13 protein-coding genes are annotated in these 14,481 nt (G+C 65.5%); 5 read left to right on the top strand and 8 right to left on the bottom strand.

What is annotated here, in order from left to right; translation table 11 throughout:
* Positions 1-30 precede the first annotated feature (30 nt).
* From thiB to ABLE86_RS10700, 4 genes are all read left to right on the top strand, one after another.
* On the top strand, positions 31-1,032 hold the full coding sequence (gene thiB, locus ABLE86_RS10715) for a thiamine ABC transporter substrate binding subunit (protein ID WP_348778930.1): 1,002 nt from the start codon (positions 31-33) through the stop codon (positions 1,030-1,032).
* A 170-nt stretch (positions 1,033-1,202) separates the two neighbouring features.
* Positions 1,203-2,792: a thiamine/thiamine pyrophosphate ABC transporter permease gene (thiP, locus tag ABLE86_RS10710; RefSeq protein ID WP_348778929.1), complete on the top strand. Its 1,590-nt coding sequence runs from the start codon at positions 1,203-1,205 to the stop codon at positions 2,790-2,792.
* A complete protein-coding gene (thiQ, locus tag ABLE86_RS10705; protein ID WP_348778928.1) occupies positions 2,789-3,532 on the top strand; it encodes a thiamine ABC transporter ATP-binding protein in 744 nt (247 codons plus the stop codon). The genes thiP and thiQ overlap by 4 nt, the downstream gene beginning before the upstream one ends.
* Before the next feature lie 216 nt (positions 3,533-3,748).
* The gene (locus ABLE86_RS10700; protein WP_348778927.1) at positions 3,749-5,191 is read left to right on the top strand and encodes a M48 family metalloprotease; all 1,443 of its coding nucleotides are present in this window, start codon (positions 3,749-3,751) and stop codon (positions 5,189-5,191) included.
* Positions 5,192-5,242: 51 nt separating this feature from the next.
* On the opposite strand, the gene ABLE86_RS10695 is transcribed toward ABLE86_RS10700, so the two are convergent.
* The 7 genes from ABLE86_RS10695 to ABLE86_RS10665 form a co-directional block, all read right to left on the bottom strand.
* Complete coding sequence (locus tag ABLE86_RS10695; RefSeq protein ID WP_348778926.1) at positions 5,243-6,103, bottom strand: RNA polymerase factor sigma-32; 861 nt, start codon at positions 6,101-6,103, stop codon at positions 5,243-5,245.
* Between the two features lie 448 nt (positions 6,104-6,551).
* The gene (locus ABLE86_RS10690) at positions 6,552-6,743 is read right to left on the bottom strand and encodes a DUF6494 family protein (protein WP_348778925.1); all 192 of its coding nucleotides are present in this window, start codon (positions 6,741-6,743) and stop codon (positions 6,552-6,554) included.
* 202 nt (positions 6,744-6,945) lie between these two features.
* Positions 6,946-7,530 carry a CarD family transcriptional regulator gene (locus ABLE86_RS10685; protein WP_348778924.1) on the bottom strand — a complete coding sequence of 195 codons (585 nt, stop codon included), beginning with the start codon at positions 7,528-7,530 and terminating at the stop codon, positions 6,946-6,948.
* Positions 7,531-7,900: 370 nt separating this feature from the next.
* Entirely contained in the window at positions 7,901-8,239 is a 339-nt protein-coding gene (gene fdxA, locus ABLE86_RS10680; protein WP_348778923.1) for a ferredoxin FdxA, read from the bottom strand.
* Between the two features lie 146 nt (positions 8,240-8,385).
* The gene (locus tag ABLE86_RS10675; RefSeq protein ID WP_348778922.1) at positions 8,386-8,769 is read right to left on the bottom strand and encodes an RNA-binding S4 domain-containing protein; all 384 of its coding nucleotides are present in this window, start codon (positions 8,767-8,769) and stop codon (positions 8,386-8,388) included.
* A 12-nt stretch (positions 8,770-8,781) separates the two neighbouring features.
* Complete coding sequence (locus ABLE86_RS10670; protein ID WP_348778921.1) at positions 8,782-11,964, bottom strand: helicase-related protein; 3,183 nt, start codon at positions 11,962-11,964, stop codon at positions 8,782-8,784.
* Between the two features lie 635 nt (positions 11,965-12,599).
* Positions 12,600-12,935, bottom strand: coding sequence for a hypothetical protein (locus ABLE86_RS10665; protein WP_348778920.1), 336 nt, complete (start codon positions 12,933-12,935; stop codon positions 12,600-12,602).
* 38 nt (positions 12,936-12,973) lie between these two features.
* Here ABLE86_RS10665 and aqpZ point away from each other — a divergent pair, with 38 nt between their 5' ends.
* Positions 12,974-13,663, top strand: a complete 690-nt coding sequence (gene aqpZ / locus ABLE86_RS10660; RefSeq protein ID WP_348778919.1) for an aquaporin Z — start codon at positions 12,974-12,976, stop codon at positions 13,661-13,663.
* A gap of 68 nt (positions 13,664-13,731) precedes the next feature.
* On the opposite strand, the gene ABLE86_RS10655 is transcribed toward aqpZ, so the two are convergent.
* A complete protein-coding gene (locus tag ABLE86_RS10655) occupies positions 13,732-14,454 on the bottom strand; it encodes a beta-ketoacyl-ACP reductase (RefSeq protein WP_348778918.1) in 723 nt (240 codons plus the stop codon).
* Positions 14,455-14,481: the final 27 nt, after the last annotated feature.

The raw sequence follows: 14,481 nt of genomic DNA, 5'->3' as shown, positions 1-14,481 counted from the left end.
CCTTTCAACTTTTGGATGAAGGAGGCGCCGATGCGCACGCTGCTTTTCTCATTTGTCTCGACCCTGGCCGTTACGGCCGCCCTGCCGGCGCTGGCCGCCGACAAGCTGACCGTCTACACCTATGAAAGCTTCACCTCCGAATGGGGCCCCGGCCCGCAGGTGAAGAAGGCTTTCGAGGCCGAATGCGGCTGCGAAGTCGATTTCGTCTCGGTGGCGGATGGCGTCGCACTGCTCAACCGCGTCAAGCTCGAGGGGAGCTCGACCAAGGCCGATATCGTGCTCGGCCTCGACACCAACCTGACGGCAGAAGCCAAGGCGACCGGCCTGTTCGCGCCCTCCGGCATCGACCTTGCCCAGGTGAACGTTCCGGGCGGCTGGAGCGACGACACCTTCGTGCCCTTCGACTACGGCTACTTCGCCGTCATCTACAACACCGAGACGCTGAAGAACCCGCCCAAGAGCCTGAAGGAACTGGTGGACGGAGACCCGGCCGAGAAGATCGCCATCCAGGACCCGCGCACTTCCACGCCGGGGCTCGGCCTGCTGCTCTGGGTGAAGGCGGTCTATGGCGACCAGGCGCCGGAAGCCTGGGCCAAGCTGAAGAAGCGCGTGCTGACGGTCACGCCGGGCTGGAGCGAATCCTACGGCCTGTTCACCAAGGGCGAGGCGCCGATGGTGCTCTCCTACACCACCTCGCCCGCCTATCACATGGTGGCGGAGAAGACCGACAAGTACCAGGCGGCCGCCTTCGAAGAGGGGCACTACCTGCAGGTGGAAGTGGCGGGCATCACCACCACCGGCGAGAAGAACCCGCTGGCCAAGAAATTCATGGAATTCATGACCGGCCCCGGCTTCCAGGACGCCATCCCCGAGACCAACTGGATGTTCCCGGCCGGCAAGACCGACAAGCCGCTCGACCCCGCCTTCGACAAGCTCGTCCGGCCGGCCAAGACGCTTGCCATCGGTTCCGACGAAGTCGCCGCCAACCGCAAGGCATGGGTGGACGAGTGGCTGGGCGTGATGAGCGAGTGAGCGAGAGCCGCAACATAGCCTCCCCCCTTGAGGGGGAGGTGTCGCCGCAGACGACGGAGGGGGGCGCCGGAGGCAGAGCGGGGCGCGATCAAATGTCGAGCACGGCCGCAACGACCCCACCGTCGGCCTTCGGCCGGACCCTCCCCTCGAGGGGGAGGGATGGGCGCATCGTGGCCGGCGTTGTCGCGCTGGCTGCCATTGCCGTGCTCATCGGCGGCGCCTTTGCGGGGTTGGTGCTCGAGGGCGTCGAAGACCTGTCGGGCGCGATTGCCGCCTTCGACGGTTATCTGTTCCGTGTCGCCCGCTTCACCGTGTGGCAGGCGATGCTGTCGACCTTGCTCTCCGTGGTGCCGGCGATTTTCGTCGCCCGCGCCCTGTCGCGGCATCCGGCTTTCCCGGGCCGCGGCCTGATCCTCAGGCTCTTTGCCGTACCGCTGGCGCTGCCGGCCATCGTCGCCGCGCTGGGCGTGCTCGCGCTCTATGGCCGCGCAGGCTATTTCGCCGGCCCGCTGGCAAGGATCTCGGGCGGGGACTGGCCGGGCATCTACGGCCTGTCGGGCATCCTGGTCGCGCATGTGTTCTTCAACCTGCCGCTCGCAACCCGGTTGTTTCTAGAGGCACTCAACACCGTGCCCGCCGACCAGTGGCGGCTGGCGAGCCAGCTTGGCATGGGCGCGCGCGCCGGCTTCCGGCTGATCGAGTGGCCTGCGCTGCGCGCCAGCCTGCCAGGCGTGGCGGGTCTCGTCTTCATGCTCTGCATCACCTCCTTCACCATCGTGCTGACGCTGGGCGGCGGGCCGCGTGCCTCGACGCTGGAGGTCGCGATCTACCAGTCGCTGCGCTTCGACTTCGACCCGGCCCGCGCCGTGGCGCTGACGGCACTGCAGATCCTGCTCACCATGGCGGTGGTGGTGGCGCTGGCGCGGCTGGGCGCCAATGTCACCGGCGACGCAAACCTTTCCGTGGCTTCGCGGCGCTATATTCCGGCAAGCCGTGGCGAGACCGCATTCGACGTCGCGCTGATCGCCATCACCCTCGCCTTCGTCGCCGGGCCGATGCTGGCGACGGTCCTGTCGGGGCTCGAGGCCGATCTCGCCCGCCTCGCCGGCGAAACCACGGTGCGCCGGGCCGCCGCCACAAGTCTCATTCTCGCCTGCCTGTCGGCGCTGCTGTGCGTGGTGCTGACCGTGGCGCTCACCATGGCGCGTCGGGCGCTGGCGCTGGAGCGCGCCGGCAAGGGTGCGCGCAGCCTGCTGGAGCGCGCGACCGACACCGGCGCCGGCTTCGTGCTGGTGGTGCCGCCCATCGTCATCGGCGCCGGCTGGTTCGTGCTCCTTCGCCACGCCGGCGATGTCTTCGCGCTTGCGCCGGTGATGGTGGTGACGGTCAATGCGGTGATGGCGATGCCGTTTGCGCTGCGCGCCATCCGCCCGGCCCACGACGCCGCCAGCGAGCGGCACGAGCGCCTCTGCGCCCAGCTTGGCATCCGCGGCTGGAACCGGCTGCGCCTGATCGAATGGCCGGTATTGCGCCGGCCGCTGTCCACCGCCTTTGCCTTCGCCATGGCGCTGTCGCTCGGCGACCTCGGCGTCATCGCGCTGTTCGGCAGCGACCAGGTGCAGACCCTGCCCTATCTGCTGCTTGCCCGCATGGGCAGCTACCGCACCGCCGACGCGGCCGGCCTTGCCCTGCTGCTCGGCCTCATCTGCCTGGCATTGATGGCGCTTGCCGACCGCCTTGGAAAGGAAACCAGGCCATGACCTCGCCTGCCCGCACCGGAGGCCTCGACATCAGGCTGGTTGATGTGACCTTCACCTATGAGGACATGCGCATGCGCTTCGACGCTACGATCGAGGCCGGGTCCATCACCTCGGTGATGGGCCCCAGCGGCGCCGGAAAATCGACTTTCCTCAATTTGATCGCCGGCTTCGAGACGCCGGAATCCGGCCGCGTGCTGATGGGTGGCGTGGATGTCACCAACGCCCCGCCATCGGCCCGTCCGGTGTCGATGGTTTTCCAGGAAAACAACCTCTTCGCGCATCTGAGCGTCGAGCAGAATGTCGGGCTCGGCCGCTCGCCGGCGCTGCGCCTGACCGAGGCCGATCGCGCGGCGGTTTCTGATGCGCTTGCCCGGACCGGACTTGCCGGCAAGGAGAAGCGGCTGCCGCGAGAACTCTCCGGCGGCGAGCGCCAGCGCGTGGCACTGGCACGGGTGCTGGTGCGCGACCGGCCGGTGCTGCTGCTCGACGAACCCTTCGCCTCGCTTGGCCCGGCCCTGCGCGAGGACATGGTCGACCTTGTCATGTCAGTCCATGTGGAACGGCGCATGACTGTTGTCTTCGTGACACACCAGCCCGAGGACGCCAGGCGAATCGGCGGCAACCTGCTGTTTCTCGAGCGGGGAACGGTGGCTGCAGCCGGCAAGGCGGCCGAATTCTTCAACGAAAGCGGGCCCAGGGCCTTCCGCGACTATATTGGAACGGGCGGCAATGTGGCGTGAATCCGGGAAGTTGCCCGGAAGCGGACACAATTTTTATTCAGATGAACCATAGGGGCCGGTCCGGATTCTTGTTTTGTCAGGAGGAGTGTGGCTACGTCCTGAGTTAGCCTGCGTTGCTTCGCTGCCCCGCCCGACGAAAGGAACTGTTCCCTGTCGACCCGCCTGATCTCCGCCGGATGGACGTTTTCGCCCACAGGCACGCGCCTGCGCGCGGGCATGGCTGTGGCCGTGCTGGCGTTGGTGTCCGGGTGCCAGGCAATAAACAGCGAGCTGAAGGAATCGGGCTTCCAGCCTTCCAATAATCCCGTCACGGTCGACAACGTCTCGCGCAACGACCGCATGGCCGAACTGGCCAGGAGCCAGCATCCGCGCATCCTGGCCACCTATGGCGGCGAATATTCGGACCCGAAGCTGGAGCGCATGGTCGCCAAGGTGGTGGGCAACCTGACCACCGTTTCGGGCAACCCGACCCAAGCCTATCGCATCACGATCCTCAATTCGCCCAACGTCAACGCTTTCGCGCTGCCGGGCGGCTATCTCTATGTCACGCGCGGCCTGCTGGCGCTCGCCAACGATTCGGCCGAGCTCGGTGCCGTCATCGCCCATGAGATGGGCCATGTGACCGCCAACCACGGCATCCAGCGCCAGCAGAAGGAAGCCGAGGAGGTGCTGGCCACCAAGGTGGTGACGGACGTTCTTGGCGAAAGCCCAACGGCCAAGGCGGCGCTGATCCGCGGCAAGCTGCGGCTTGCCCAATTCTCGCGCAACCAGGAGCTCGAGGCCGATGCCATCGGCATCAAGGCCAGCGGCCAGGCCGGCTTCGACCCCTATGCGGCCGGGCGCTTCCTGCAGTCCATGGGTGCCTACAGCGACTTCCGCTCAGTCACCGGCGCGACCGATCCGAGCCTCGACTTCCTGGCCAGCCACCCCAACACGCCGCAGCGCGTCGAGCTGGCCCAGCGCCATGCGCGCATCGTCGGCCCCGATGGCGTCGGCCTGCGTGACCGCGATTCCTTCCTGGCCGGCATAGATGGCATGCTCTATGGCGACACGCCGGAAGAAGGCTATGTGCGCGGCACCACCTTCCTGCATCCGCGCCTGGGCATCTCGTTCTCGGTGCCGGCCGGCTTCGTCATCGACAATTCGGCAGCGGCCGTCACCGCCACCGGCCCCGGCGACATGGCCATCCGCTTCGACGGGGTGGCGATCGACGCGCGGCTGCCGCTGACCGACTATCTGCGCAGCGGCTGGGTGGCCGGGCTGGATGCCGCCAGCGTGCGAGCCGAGACGATCAACGGCAACGAGGCGGCCACGGCCACCGCGCGTGCCGACGGCTGGCAGTTCGGCATCACCGTCATTCGGGCCGGCGAGCAGGTCTATCGACTGCTGACCGCCGCCCCGCTGGCAAGCACGTCGCTGGCTTCCGTGTCGCAGACCGTAAGCAGCAGTTTCCGGGTTCTGACGGCCGCCGAGAAAGCGGCGCTGAAGCCGCTGCGCATCCGCATCGTGACCGTTCAGCCCGGCCAGACCATCGGAACCCTTGCCGCCGGCATGGTCGGCGTCGAGCGCAAGCTCGACCTGTTCCGGGTACTGAACGGGCTTGCGCCCGGTGCGACCGTTTCCGCCGGCGACAAGGTCAAGATCGTCACGGACAAATAAGGCCCCCTTCCGGGAGGCCTCATTTGGGTTGCGAAACTCGATTGCTGTGCCTCAGGCAGACAGGAAGGCCGGGCTTTCCTTGACCAAAGCCGTCTTCAGCTTTTCCAGAGCGCGGCTTTCGATCTGGCGCACGCGCTCCTTGGATATGCCCAGCGTCTCGCCCAGCGCCTCCAGCGTGGCGCCCTCATCCTGCAGGCGGCGCTCTTCGATGATGCGCAGCTCGCGCTCGTTGAGCACGCACAGCGCCTTCTTCAGCCAGTCGGAACGGCGCTCCACATCGATCGCCTCGCCGACCACCTCGTCGGGAAGCGGGTCGTCAGACACCAGAAAGTCCATACGGTCGGCGGAGCCGCCGCGATCGTCCGTCAGCGGCGCGTTGAGCGATGTGTCCGGACCCGACAGACGAGCATCCATCATCGCCACATCGGCTTCGGACACGCCGAGCGCGGTGGAGATCTCCTTGTAGAGCGCGGTGCTGGACTGGACTTCCTGTCCGCGCGCCAGGCGCGCCCGCAGGCGGCGCAGGTTGAAGAACAATGCCTTCTGGGCCGAGCTGGTGCCGCCGCGCACGATGGACCAGTTCTTGAGGATATAGTCCTGCATGGAGGCGCGAATCCACCACGTCGCATAGGTCGAGAAGCGGACGTCGCGGCCGGGCTCGAAGCGCGCAGCCGCTTCCAGAAGGCCGACATGGCCTTCCTGGATCAGGTCGCCCATCGGCAGGCCGAAATAGCGGAATTTCGCCGCCATCGATATGACAAGGCGCATATGCGCCGTGGTGATGCGGTGCATCGCGGCCTGGTCGTGATGCTCCTTCCAACGGACGGCGAGCTCCTGCTCCTCGCCGCGCTCGAGATACGGCGCCTTCATCGCGGCCCGGATCATGGTTCGCCTTGCTTTGTCTTCGGTCATGCTGCGCTCCCAAACTCTGGCGCAATTCCAGGTCGCGGTTATCCGGTGCCTTCAAGCAAGGGTCGCAGCCGTCTCGAACCGCCCTACAAGCCTTGCAACGTGAATCTCGAACGAATGTTCCATGGCCTGCGTCAATGCGCGCCGGCCTGATGGAGGGCGTCGGCAGCACCCGTTGCCTCCGCGAAAACGGGCCTCTTCGGATCAGGTGTCGGTGGAAAATGGCGAGGCGCGCGATGACCAGAAACGGCGTGCGACCCGCCGACTTCCTCTTCCGGGTGGCCGCTATCGCCCGGCCGCCCGCCCTGCGATGGCGGCAGAAACCGCCATCCCTCACGACCATTGCCGACGAAGAGCAGAATATTCGCCTCCGCAACGCCGATGCCTCGGTGGGCCGGGACTATGTAATGTCGATGATTAGGCCTCGTGGCCCCGCTCATCTTGAACGGGATCAGGACAACCGGATGTCGCCTTCCACAACGTGGTTGAGGTCCGTGCCTTCGGCTGTAAGCGTCATGCGCACGTGCAGGCGCTCGCCGCTCACTGCGCCGTCGCGCACCACCGCCTCGATCGCCCGCTGCGAGGTGACGCCGACCTGCTTGAGAAACTTGCGGATCGACATGTTCAGCACATCTTCGTCCATGGCAGGCCTCCACTTGCAGATGAAAAGATTTTAAGCCCTTGCGGCAAAGGGGCAAGGGTTGTCTGGACCGCGGAACTTGCGCTCCTCGGTCGGGTTGTCTCGGCTTTCGCGTGATCCGACGCGCGCCGCCACAGGCTCAACAAAAAAACCCGGCGTTTCCGCCGGGTCTTTTTCATGTTGCCGAAGTGCGAGCCTTCGCGGCTTATGCCGCCTCTTCCTGCTCGGCTTCCTCGTTGTCGGCCTCGGCCTTGGAGCCGCGCTTGGGGCCCTTGGCAAGGTTGGTCTCGATCATGCGCACCGCCTCGGTCTCCGACACGCGGTTGACGGCGGCGATTTCGCGGGCCATGCGGTCAAGCGCGGCCTCGTAGAGCTGGCGCTCGGAATAGGACTGCTCCGGCTGGTTTTCGGCGCGGTAGAGGTCGCGCACAACTTCCGAGATGGAGATCAGGTCGCCCGAATTGATCTTGGCGTCGTATTCCTGCGCACGGCGCGACCACATGGTGCGCTTGACGCGGGCACGGCCCTGCAGAACCTTCAGCGCGCGCTCGACATAGTCCGTTTCCGACAGCTTGCGCATGCCGATGGAGGTCGCCTTGGCAACCGGCACCTTCAGGCGCATCTTGTCCTTCTGGAAGTCGATGACGAAGAGCTCCAGCTTGTGGCCCGCGACTTCCTGCTCGTCGATCGCCATGATCTGGCCGACGCCATGCGCCGGGTAGACGATGTACTCGCCCGTCTTGAAGCCATGACGGCCTGCGGATTTCTTCTGCGCGGTTGCGGTTCCCATACGCCCTGAACTCCTTTTATGACGCCGGCTGGAACGCCGACATACCTGTTGGACGGCCGAATTGGCCGAAAAGCGGATACCGCAAGACGACAAACACCCCTCCGGTAAAGCCAGAGGCCGGCAAACGGGCAATGCGTTTGTCCCAGCCCAAGTTGCCTTGGTCCGAAGTTGTGTTCACCTTTCAGTGATTAGGGCGTTGCGCCATAAATCGACAGCGTGTCAGCGGCATGATCAACCCCTTCTTACTACAAATAGTTGAAAGAATCAAGGTTTTGCCGCGCGTGCCAGCGCGGCCCCGCCGGAGCGGGGCAATCAGACTGCATTCGAAACTAGGGCGCGCCCGCCACGCGGCAAGCGCCCTGAAGGGCGATCAGTCGCCCTGGCCGGGCTCCGGCGAGAAAAACTTCTCGAACTTGCCCGGCATGCCGTCGAACTCCTTGGCGTCTGCCGGAGCCTCCTTCTTGGAGGTGATGTTCGGCCACTTCGAGGCGTATTCGGTGTTGATCTCGAGCCACTTTTCGAGGCCGGGCTCGGTGTCCGGCTTGATCGCTTCGGCCGGGCACTCGGGCTCGCACACGCCGCAGTCGATGCACTCGTCGGGATGAATGACGAGCATGTTATCGCCTTCATAGAAGCAGTCGACCGGACAGACTTCAACGCAGTCCATGTATTTGCACTTGATGCAATTGTCGGTCACGACATAGGTCATGCTGCTGCTCCGGGACTCTGGCCCACTCCTGTTATATGGGGTCAGGTAACCGCTTTGCGAAGGTCTTGCAAGGGCGGCCATGTCGCAGAAGCCGGTCGTTTTGGAATGACGTTCCACGCGTCTCCGTTTGGCGAAACCGTGGGGCCTCAGCGCTCGTGCAGCTTGTCGATCTGGCGCCGCTCGCGCTTGGTCGGGCGCCCGCTGCCTGCGTCGCGCACCGGCACCAGCGCATCCGGAAGCGCGGGGTCCTTCGGTGCCGGCGCGGGCGAAAGATCCTCGTAAAGCAGCCGGGCCTCGTCGGCCGGGCCGCGCCGGCTGCCGGGCAGCAAGACCTTGTAGACGAGGATGCGCCGGTCGAGCGTGATCGTCAGCACGTCGCCTGGCTTGACCGAATCGGCAGCCTGGCTGGTCTTCTCGCCATTGATGCGCACGCGCCCCATCTGGGCGAGCTTAGCCGCCAGCGAGCGCGACTTTACCGCACGCGAGAAGAACAGCCATTTGTCGATGCGCTGACGACCTTCGGCAGGCATCGGCCCCGGCGCCTACTTCTTGAGCTGGTCGCGCAAGGCGGCTAGCTTGGCGAAGGGCGAGTCCGGATCGATGCGCGCGGGGCGCTCGTCGCGCCCCCTGGCCTGGAACGCGGGCTTGCCCTGCGAGCCGCCCTTGCCGCCGCGCTCCTCGCGCCGGTCGGGGCGTCCGCCGTCACCGTTGGGCTTGCCCCCGGGCTTGCCCTTGAACTTGCGCTCGAACCGCTCCTTGCCGCCCTGCTCACGGCCCTGGCCGTCGCCGCGCTCGCGCTGCTGGCGCTGCCCTGGCGCGGCCTGTGCATCGGCCGGGCCGCCGCGCCGGCGATTGTCCTGGCGGTGGCGCGGGCGCTGCTCGAAACGGGCGGGACGCCACAGAAGAACCGGCTTGGGCTCTTCTGCGGCTTCGGTTGCCGGCGCAGCGGCAGCGGCCGGAGTTGCCTCCTCGGAAGTGGCCTCCTCGGCAGTAGCCGGTTTCTCGGCTTCTGTCGAAACTTCCACAGCGGCTTCTACCGCAGCCGGTGCTTCCTCGGCAGCAGCCGGCTCCTCGGCTTTTGCCGGAGCTTCCACGGCGGTCTCTGCCGCAGCTTCCACGGCGGCTTCCGCAACAGCCGCTTCGGCCTCGACGCGCTCGCCCTCGATGGCTGCCGGCGCCTGCTCGGCTGCAGCCTTTGCCGCGGCTTCGGCGGCGGCCTGGCGCGCCGCTTCGTCCAGCGCTTCCAGCCGCGCCTTGACTTCAACAGCCGGCTTGGCATCGGCCCGGTAGCCCAGGCCCTTCAGTATTTCTTCCATATCGTCGGCGGTGGCGCCGAGAATGGACATCATAGCCGGCGTGACCAGGAAGGTGCTGCCGTCATAGGCGCCTTCGGGGCGCGCGCCGGTGCCGGCCTTCCAGGCCAGCGCCGGACGGATGAGATCGGCCAGTCGCTCGAGAATGTCGACGCGCACGGCGCGGCGGCCCAGCATGCGGAAACCGGCCAGCTTGTAGAAGGTCTTGTCGAACGCCGGGTCGACCACCACGGAGGTGCGGCCGGCCGCCAGCGCATGCACCACGTCGCCGAAGCCAGGCATGTCCTTGCCGTCGTTCTTAAGCGCCCACAGAAGCGTGATCAGTCCGGCCGGGCCGGGCTTCAGCAGCGTCGGGACGAAGACGTGATAGGCGCCGAAGCGCACGCCCAGGCGGCGCAGGCTGGCGCGGCCTTCCTGGTCGAGCGACTTCATTTCCTCGGCAATGTCGCGCCGGTTGAGCAGGCCGAAATTCTCGACCAGCTGGAAGGCGATGCCACGCGCGATGCCGGTGAGCTGATCGGCGCCGCGCAGGTCGAGGAGCGGCTTCAGCGCGGTATCGATCTGGAAGTTCACGAAGCGCTCGGCGCGCGCCGCCACCTTGTCGCGTGCAGGGCCGGTGAGCTGCTCGTCGGCCAGCAGGATGACGCGCGGGCGCAGCGCATCCTCGGTCGCCACCAGCGTGCCGATCGGCGCGCCGATCCAGCGCAGCGTGCCGTCTGAGCCGAGCGCGAGATCACCATTGGCGCAGGCCGCGAAGCGTTCCGCGCGCGCCTCGAACTCGACGCCCAGCGCCTTCTGCGCGGCCGCCCTGATGGCCTTGCCGTCTTCGCCGCCAGCGCTCTGGTCGGCGGTGAAGCGGAACCCTTGCAGTTCCCCGACGTGATGGCCTTCGACGAGGACGGTTCCGGTTGAGCTGATTTCGGCTTCTAGCATGGTGTTTTCTCTAAGGCGGCGCATAAGGACCGAAGTCCTGCGGTCTACGAAGCGTTTCGTCAACCGTTCATGCAGTGCATCCGACAATCTGTCTTCGATTTCCCGCGTCTTTTCCTGCCAATGTAGCGGATCAGCCAACCAGCCAGGCCGGTTTGACACATAGGTCCAGGTGCGGATCTGGGCAATACGGTGCGAGAGCGTGTCGATGTCGCCGTCGGTGCTGTCGGCACGGCGCACCTGTTCGGCCATGTAATTCTCGTCGACATGGCCGCGGTCGGCGAGGTCGAAAAAGATGGAAGCGACCAGATCGGCATGCTGGGCCGGCGCGATGCGGCGGTAGTCGGGCAGCGCGCAGACATCCCACAGCAGCGCGACGCGATCGCGGCTGCCGGCGCGCCGGGTGATGTCGGGGTCGCGCGACAGCTGCTCCAGCGCCTGCGCATCGACCGCCGGCAAGGCGCGTGTCAGTCCTTCGACGGGGGCGACCGTGTCGATGGAGCGCTTGAGCGCATCGATGCTGGCGAAATCGAACTGCGCGGTGCGCCATTGCAGCACCTTCACCGGATCGAAATCATGCGCCTCGATCTTCTCGATCAGCTCCTCTGGGAAGGGATCGACCTGGCCGGTGACGCCGAAGGTGCCGTCGCGCATGTGCCGGCCTGCGCGGCCGGCGATCTGGCCCAGCTCCGCGGGGTTCAGATCGCGGAACTGGAAGCCGTCGAACTTGCGGTTCTGGGCGAAGGCGACGTGGTCGACGTCGAGATTGAGGCCCATGCCGATGGCGTCGGTTGCCACGAGATAGTCGACATCGCCGGACTGGTAGAGCGCCACCTGGGCGTTGCGGGTGCGGGGCGAAAGGGCGCCCAGCACCACGGCGGCTCCGCCCCGCTGGCGGCGGATGAGCTCGGCGATGGCATAGACCTCGTCGGCCGAGAAGGCGACGATGGCCGAACGGCGCGGCAGCCGCGTGAGCTTCTTGGAGCCGGCATAGGCCAGATGGGAAAGCCGCGGCCGCGTCACCACCGAAATGCCCCGCAGCAGCTTTTCCAGAATGCCGCGCATGGTGGCGGCACCCAAAAGCAGCGTCTCCTGCCGGCCACGCAGATGCAGGATGCGATCGGTGAAGATGTGGCCGCGTTCGAGATCGCCGGCAAGCTGCACCTCGTCGATGGCGACGAAAGCGGCATTGGTCTCGCGCGGCATGGCCTCCACCGTGCAGACCGAGTAGCGGGCGGTCGGCGGCATGATCTTTTCTTCGCCGGTAACCAGCGCCACATTGTGCGCGCCAACCTTTTCGCAGACGCGGGTGTAGACCTCACGGGCCAGAAGCCTGAGCGGCAGGCCGATGACGCCGCTCTCATGCGCCACCATGCGCTCGATCGCCAGATGGGTCTTGCCGGTGTTGGTCGGCCCGAGAACGGCGGTCACGTCGCGCCCGGTCAGGACGAGCGGGTCAGACTGTTTAGGGTGGACGTTCATCAGGAATTAGGCGGCCTTTTCTGGCTCGGCAGTTCGCGGAGACCCGGCGCGGCGGGCCAGTCGGCTCTATGCAGGCGTGGACTCATGATCGGGTCGCTCTTCCCCGACAGATAGGGGTTCGGCAGGAGAAACGAAAGCCCTAATATTCGGCGGAATAACGGCCGGGAACGAGTCTGGAACGAATCGGCGACGAATCGCTGACTCCAACTGATTCAGCTTTTGTTCACGGCTAGATATAGCCCGGCCGGCAATCGACAGCCCCATATGCTGAATCTCTAATATTCCTGCGCACTCCGGATCCCCCCCGACAGGTCCGTCGCTTCGCCACCCGAGGCGACCGGAAGGGATAAGCGGTTGAAAAAAGTCGCATTTCCTGCCCGGAAGGGTGACCCGACCGATACGCACGTTAACCTTCCGTCCAAAGGAGGAACGAATCGGCGACGAATCGCTGCTCGGACGGGTTTCCCGCTTTGTTCCCCACCACATGCTGTGCCTTGACAGGGATGGCAGCCCAAATGGCAGCCTAGCGAGGTGCTGCAATCCTCACCTTTTTGCCACCAGCGTTAACCTTTTCCTGCCAGGAGGCGAGGTCGCCGCTGAGGCCGAGCCGCCAGTTAAGCAATCGCTAACCAAGATTAAGAATCTGTGACGGGCGCGAGCTTGCCGGCAGGCTGGCCCGTTAACATTGCGCCTGAAACGAGAACGAACCAGCGACGAATCGCTGCTACGGCGGGCTTCCCGGTTTGTTCACCGCAACATGTTGTGGTGACAGAACCACTGGTCACAAAATTCGACCCCAGAGCAGGTCGGGCATTTGCGATGCGATAGCTGTACATTACCAAAAACGTTCCGTTTCGGAACAGAATCAATCTCTGCCGACAAGTAAAATCTTCGTCATCTCGAATAGCGGCGGCAATTACCCAGGTGGCAAACTTGTCCGACTTCAAACATTGTCTTCCGGGCAAATTCATGGCTCCATCCTAAACTTGGTGTTTAGAAGGTGATACAGATGTCCAAACGTCTCCTCGCCGAATTTCTTGGCACTTTCTGGCTCGTCTTCGGCGGCTGCGGCAGCGCCGTCCTGGCGGCCGCGTTCCCCGATCTCGGCATCGGGTTTGCCGGCGTTGCGTTGGCGTTCGGCCTCACCGTGCTGACAATGGTCTACGCCGTCGGCGGCATTTCGGGCGGCCATTTTAACCCGGCCGTCTCGGTCGGCCTCACGGTCGCCGGCCGCCTGCCGGCAAGAGATCTTGTGCCCTATGTGATCGTGCAACTGATTGGCGCGGTCATCGCCTCGGCGATCCTCTATGTGGTCGCCAGCGGCAAGGCGGACTTCTCGCTTGCCAACGGTTTCGCGGCCAATGGCTATGGCGAGCACTCGCCCGGCGGTTATCCGCTCAGTTCGGCCGCGCTGATCGAGATCGTGCTGACATTCATGTTCATCATGATCATTCTCGGCGCCACCCATGGTCGGGTACCGGCCGGCTTCGCCGGCATAGCCATCGGCCTTGCACTGACGCTGATTCACCTGATCTCGATCCCGGTGACCAACGCCTCGGTAAACCCGGCGCGTTCGACCGCCCCGGCGCTGTTTGTCGGGGGCTGGGCGCTGCAGCAGCTGTGGCTGTTCTGGGTGGCCCCCATCGCGGGTGCCATCCTGGCCGGCATCGCCCACAAGTCGTTGTTCGGCGACGAATAGGCGCCACGACACAAAACGAGACGGCGCCTGATGGCGCCGCCTCCCGAGCCTGGAATATCGCCTTCGTGTCAGATCAGATACTGGCCGCCATTGGCGGTGATGGTCGAGCCGGTGATGAAGCCCGCCTCGTCCGAGGCGAGGAACAGCACGCAGCGCGCGATTTCCTCCGGCTCGCCCAGCCGGCCGACCGGGATCTGCGCGATGATGGATTCGCGCACCTTCTCCGGCACGGCCATCACCATGTCGGTCCCGATATAGCCCGGGCAGACGACGTTGACAGTGATCCCGGCCCGCGCGCCCTCCTGCGCCAGCGCCTTGGTGAAGCCGATGTCGCCGGCCTTGGAGGCGGAATAGTTGACCTGGCCGACCTGGCCCTTCTGGCCATTGATGGAGGAAATCGTGATGACGCGGCCGAATTTTCTGTCGCGCATGCCGCTCCAAAGCGGATGCGTCATGTTGAAGACGCCGTTGAGATTGGTGCCGATCACCTCGTCCCACTGCTCGCGCGTCATCCTGTGGAACATGGCGTCGCGGGTGATGCCGGCGTTGTTGACGAGGATGTCCACGGGGCCGAGGTCCGCCTCGACCTTGCCGATGCCGGCCACGCAAGCCTCGTAGTCGGCAACCGACCATTTGTAGACCGGGATGCCGGTTTCCCGACTGAACTTTTCGGCGGCCTCGTCATTGCCGGCATAGTTGGCGGCCACGTGATAGCCGTCGTTCTTCAGCGCGATCGAGATTGCCGCGCCGATGCCGCGGGTTCCGCCGGTGACGATTGCAGTTCTGACCATGATCGTTCACTCCCCCTCGCTCGTTGC

The organism is Mesorhizobium sp. KR2-14, assembly GCF_040049255.1.
Classification (GTDB): domain Bacteria; phylum Pseudomonadota; class Alphaproteobacteria; order Rhizobiales; family Rhizobiaceae; genus Pseudaminobacter.
The sequence above is the reverse complement of the archived record's forward strand: the minus strand, read 5'-3'. Positions and strand labels throughout refer to the sequence as shown.

Coding starts and splice junctions, on each gene's coding strand:
- thiB (WP_348778930.1), top strand. CDS start 31: ATGCGCACGCTGCTTTTCTCATTTGTCTCGACCCTGGCCGTTACGGCC.
- thiQ (WP_348778928.1), top strand. CDS start 2,789: ATGACCTCGCCTGCCCGCACCGGAGGCCTCGACATCAGGCTGGTTGAT.
- ABLE86_RS10700 (WP_348778927.1), top strand. CDS start 3,749: ATGGCTGTGGCCGTGCTGGCGTTGGTGTCCGGGTGCCAGGCAATAAAC.
- ABLE86_RS10695 (WP_348778926.1), bottom strand. CDS start 6,103: ATGACCGAAGACAAAGCAAGGCGAACCATGATCCGGGCCGCGATGAAG.
- ABLE86_RS10690 (WP_348778925.1), bottom strand. CDS start 6,743: ATGGACGAAGATGTGCTGAACATGTCGATCCGCAAGTTTCTCAAGCAG.
- ABLE86_RS10685 (WP_348778924.1), bottom strand. CDS start 7,530: ATGGGAACCGCAACCGCGCAGAAGAAATCCGCAGGCCGTCATGGCTTC.
- fdxA (WP_348778923.1), bottom strand. CDS start 8,239: ATGACCTATGTCGTGACCGACAATTGCATCAAGTGCAAATACATGGAC.
- ABLE86_RS10675 (WP_348778922.1), bottom strand. CDS start 8,769: ATGCCTGCCGAAGGTCGTCAGCGCATCGACAAATGGCTGTTCTTCTCG.
- ABLE86_RS10670 (WP_348778921.1), bottom strand. CDS start 11,964: ATGAACGTCCACCCTAAACAGTCTGACCCGCTCGTCCTGACCGGGCGC.
- ABLE86_RS10665 (WP_348778920.1), bottom strand. CDS start 12,935: ATGAATTTGCCCGGAAGACAATGTTTGAAGTCGGACAAGTTTGCCACC.
- aqpZ (WP_348778919.1), top strand. CDS start 12,974: ATGTCCAAACGTCTCCTCGCCGAATTTCTTGGCACTTTCTGGCTCGTC.
- ABLE86_RS10655 (WP_348778918.1), bottom strand. CDS start 14,454: ATGGTCAGAACTGCAATCGTCACCGGCGGAACCCGCGGCATCGGCGCG.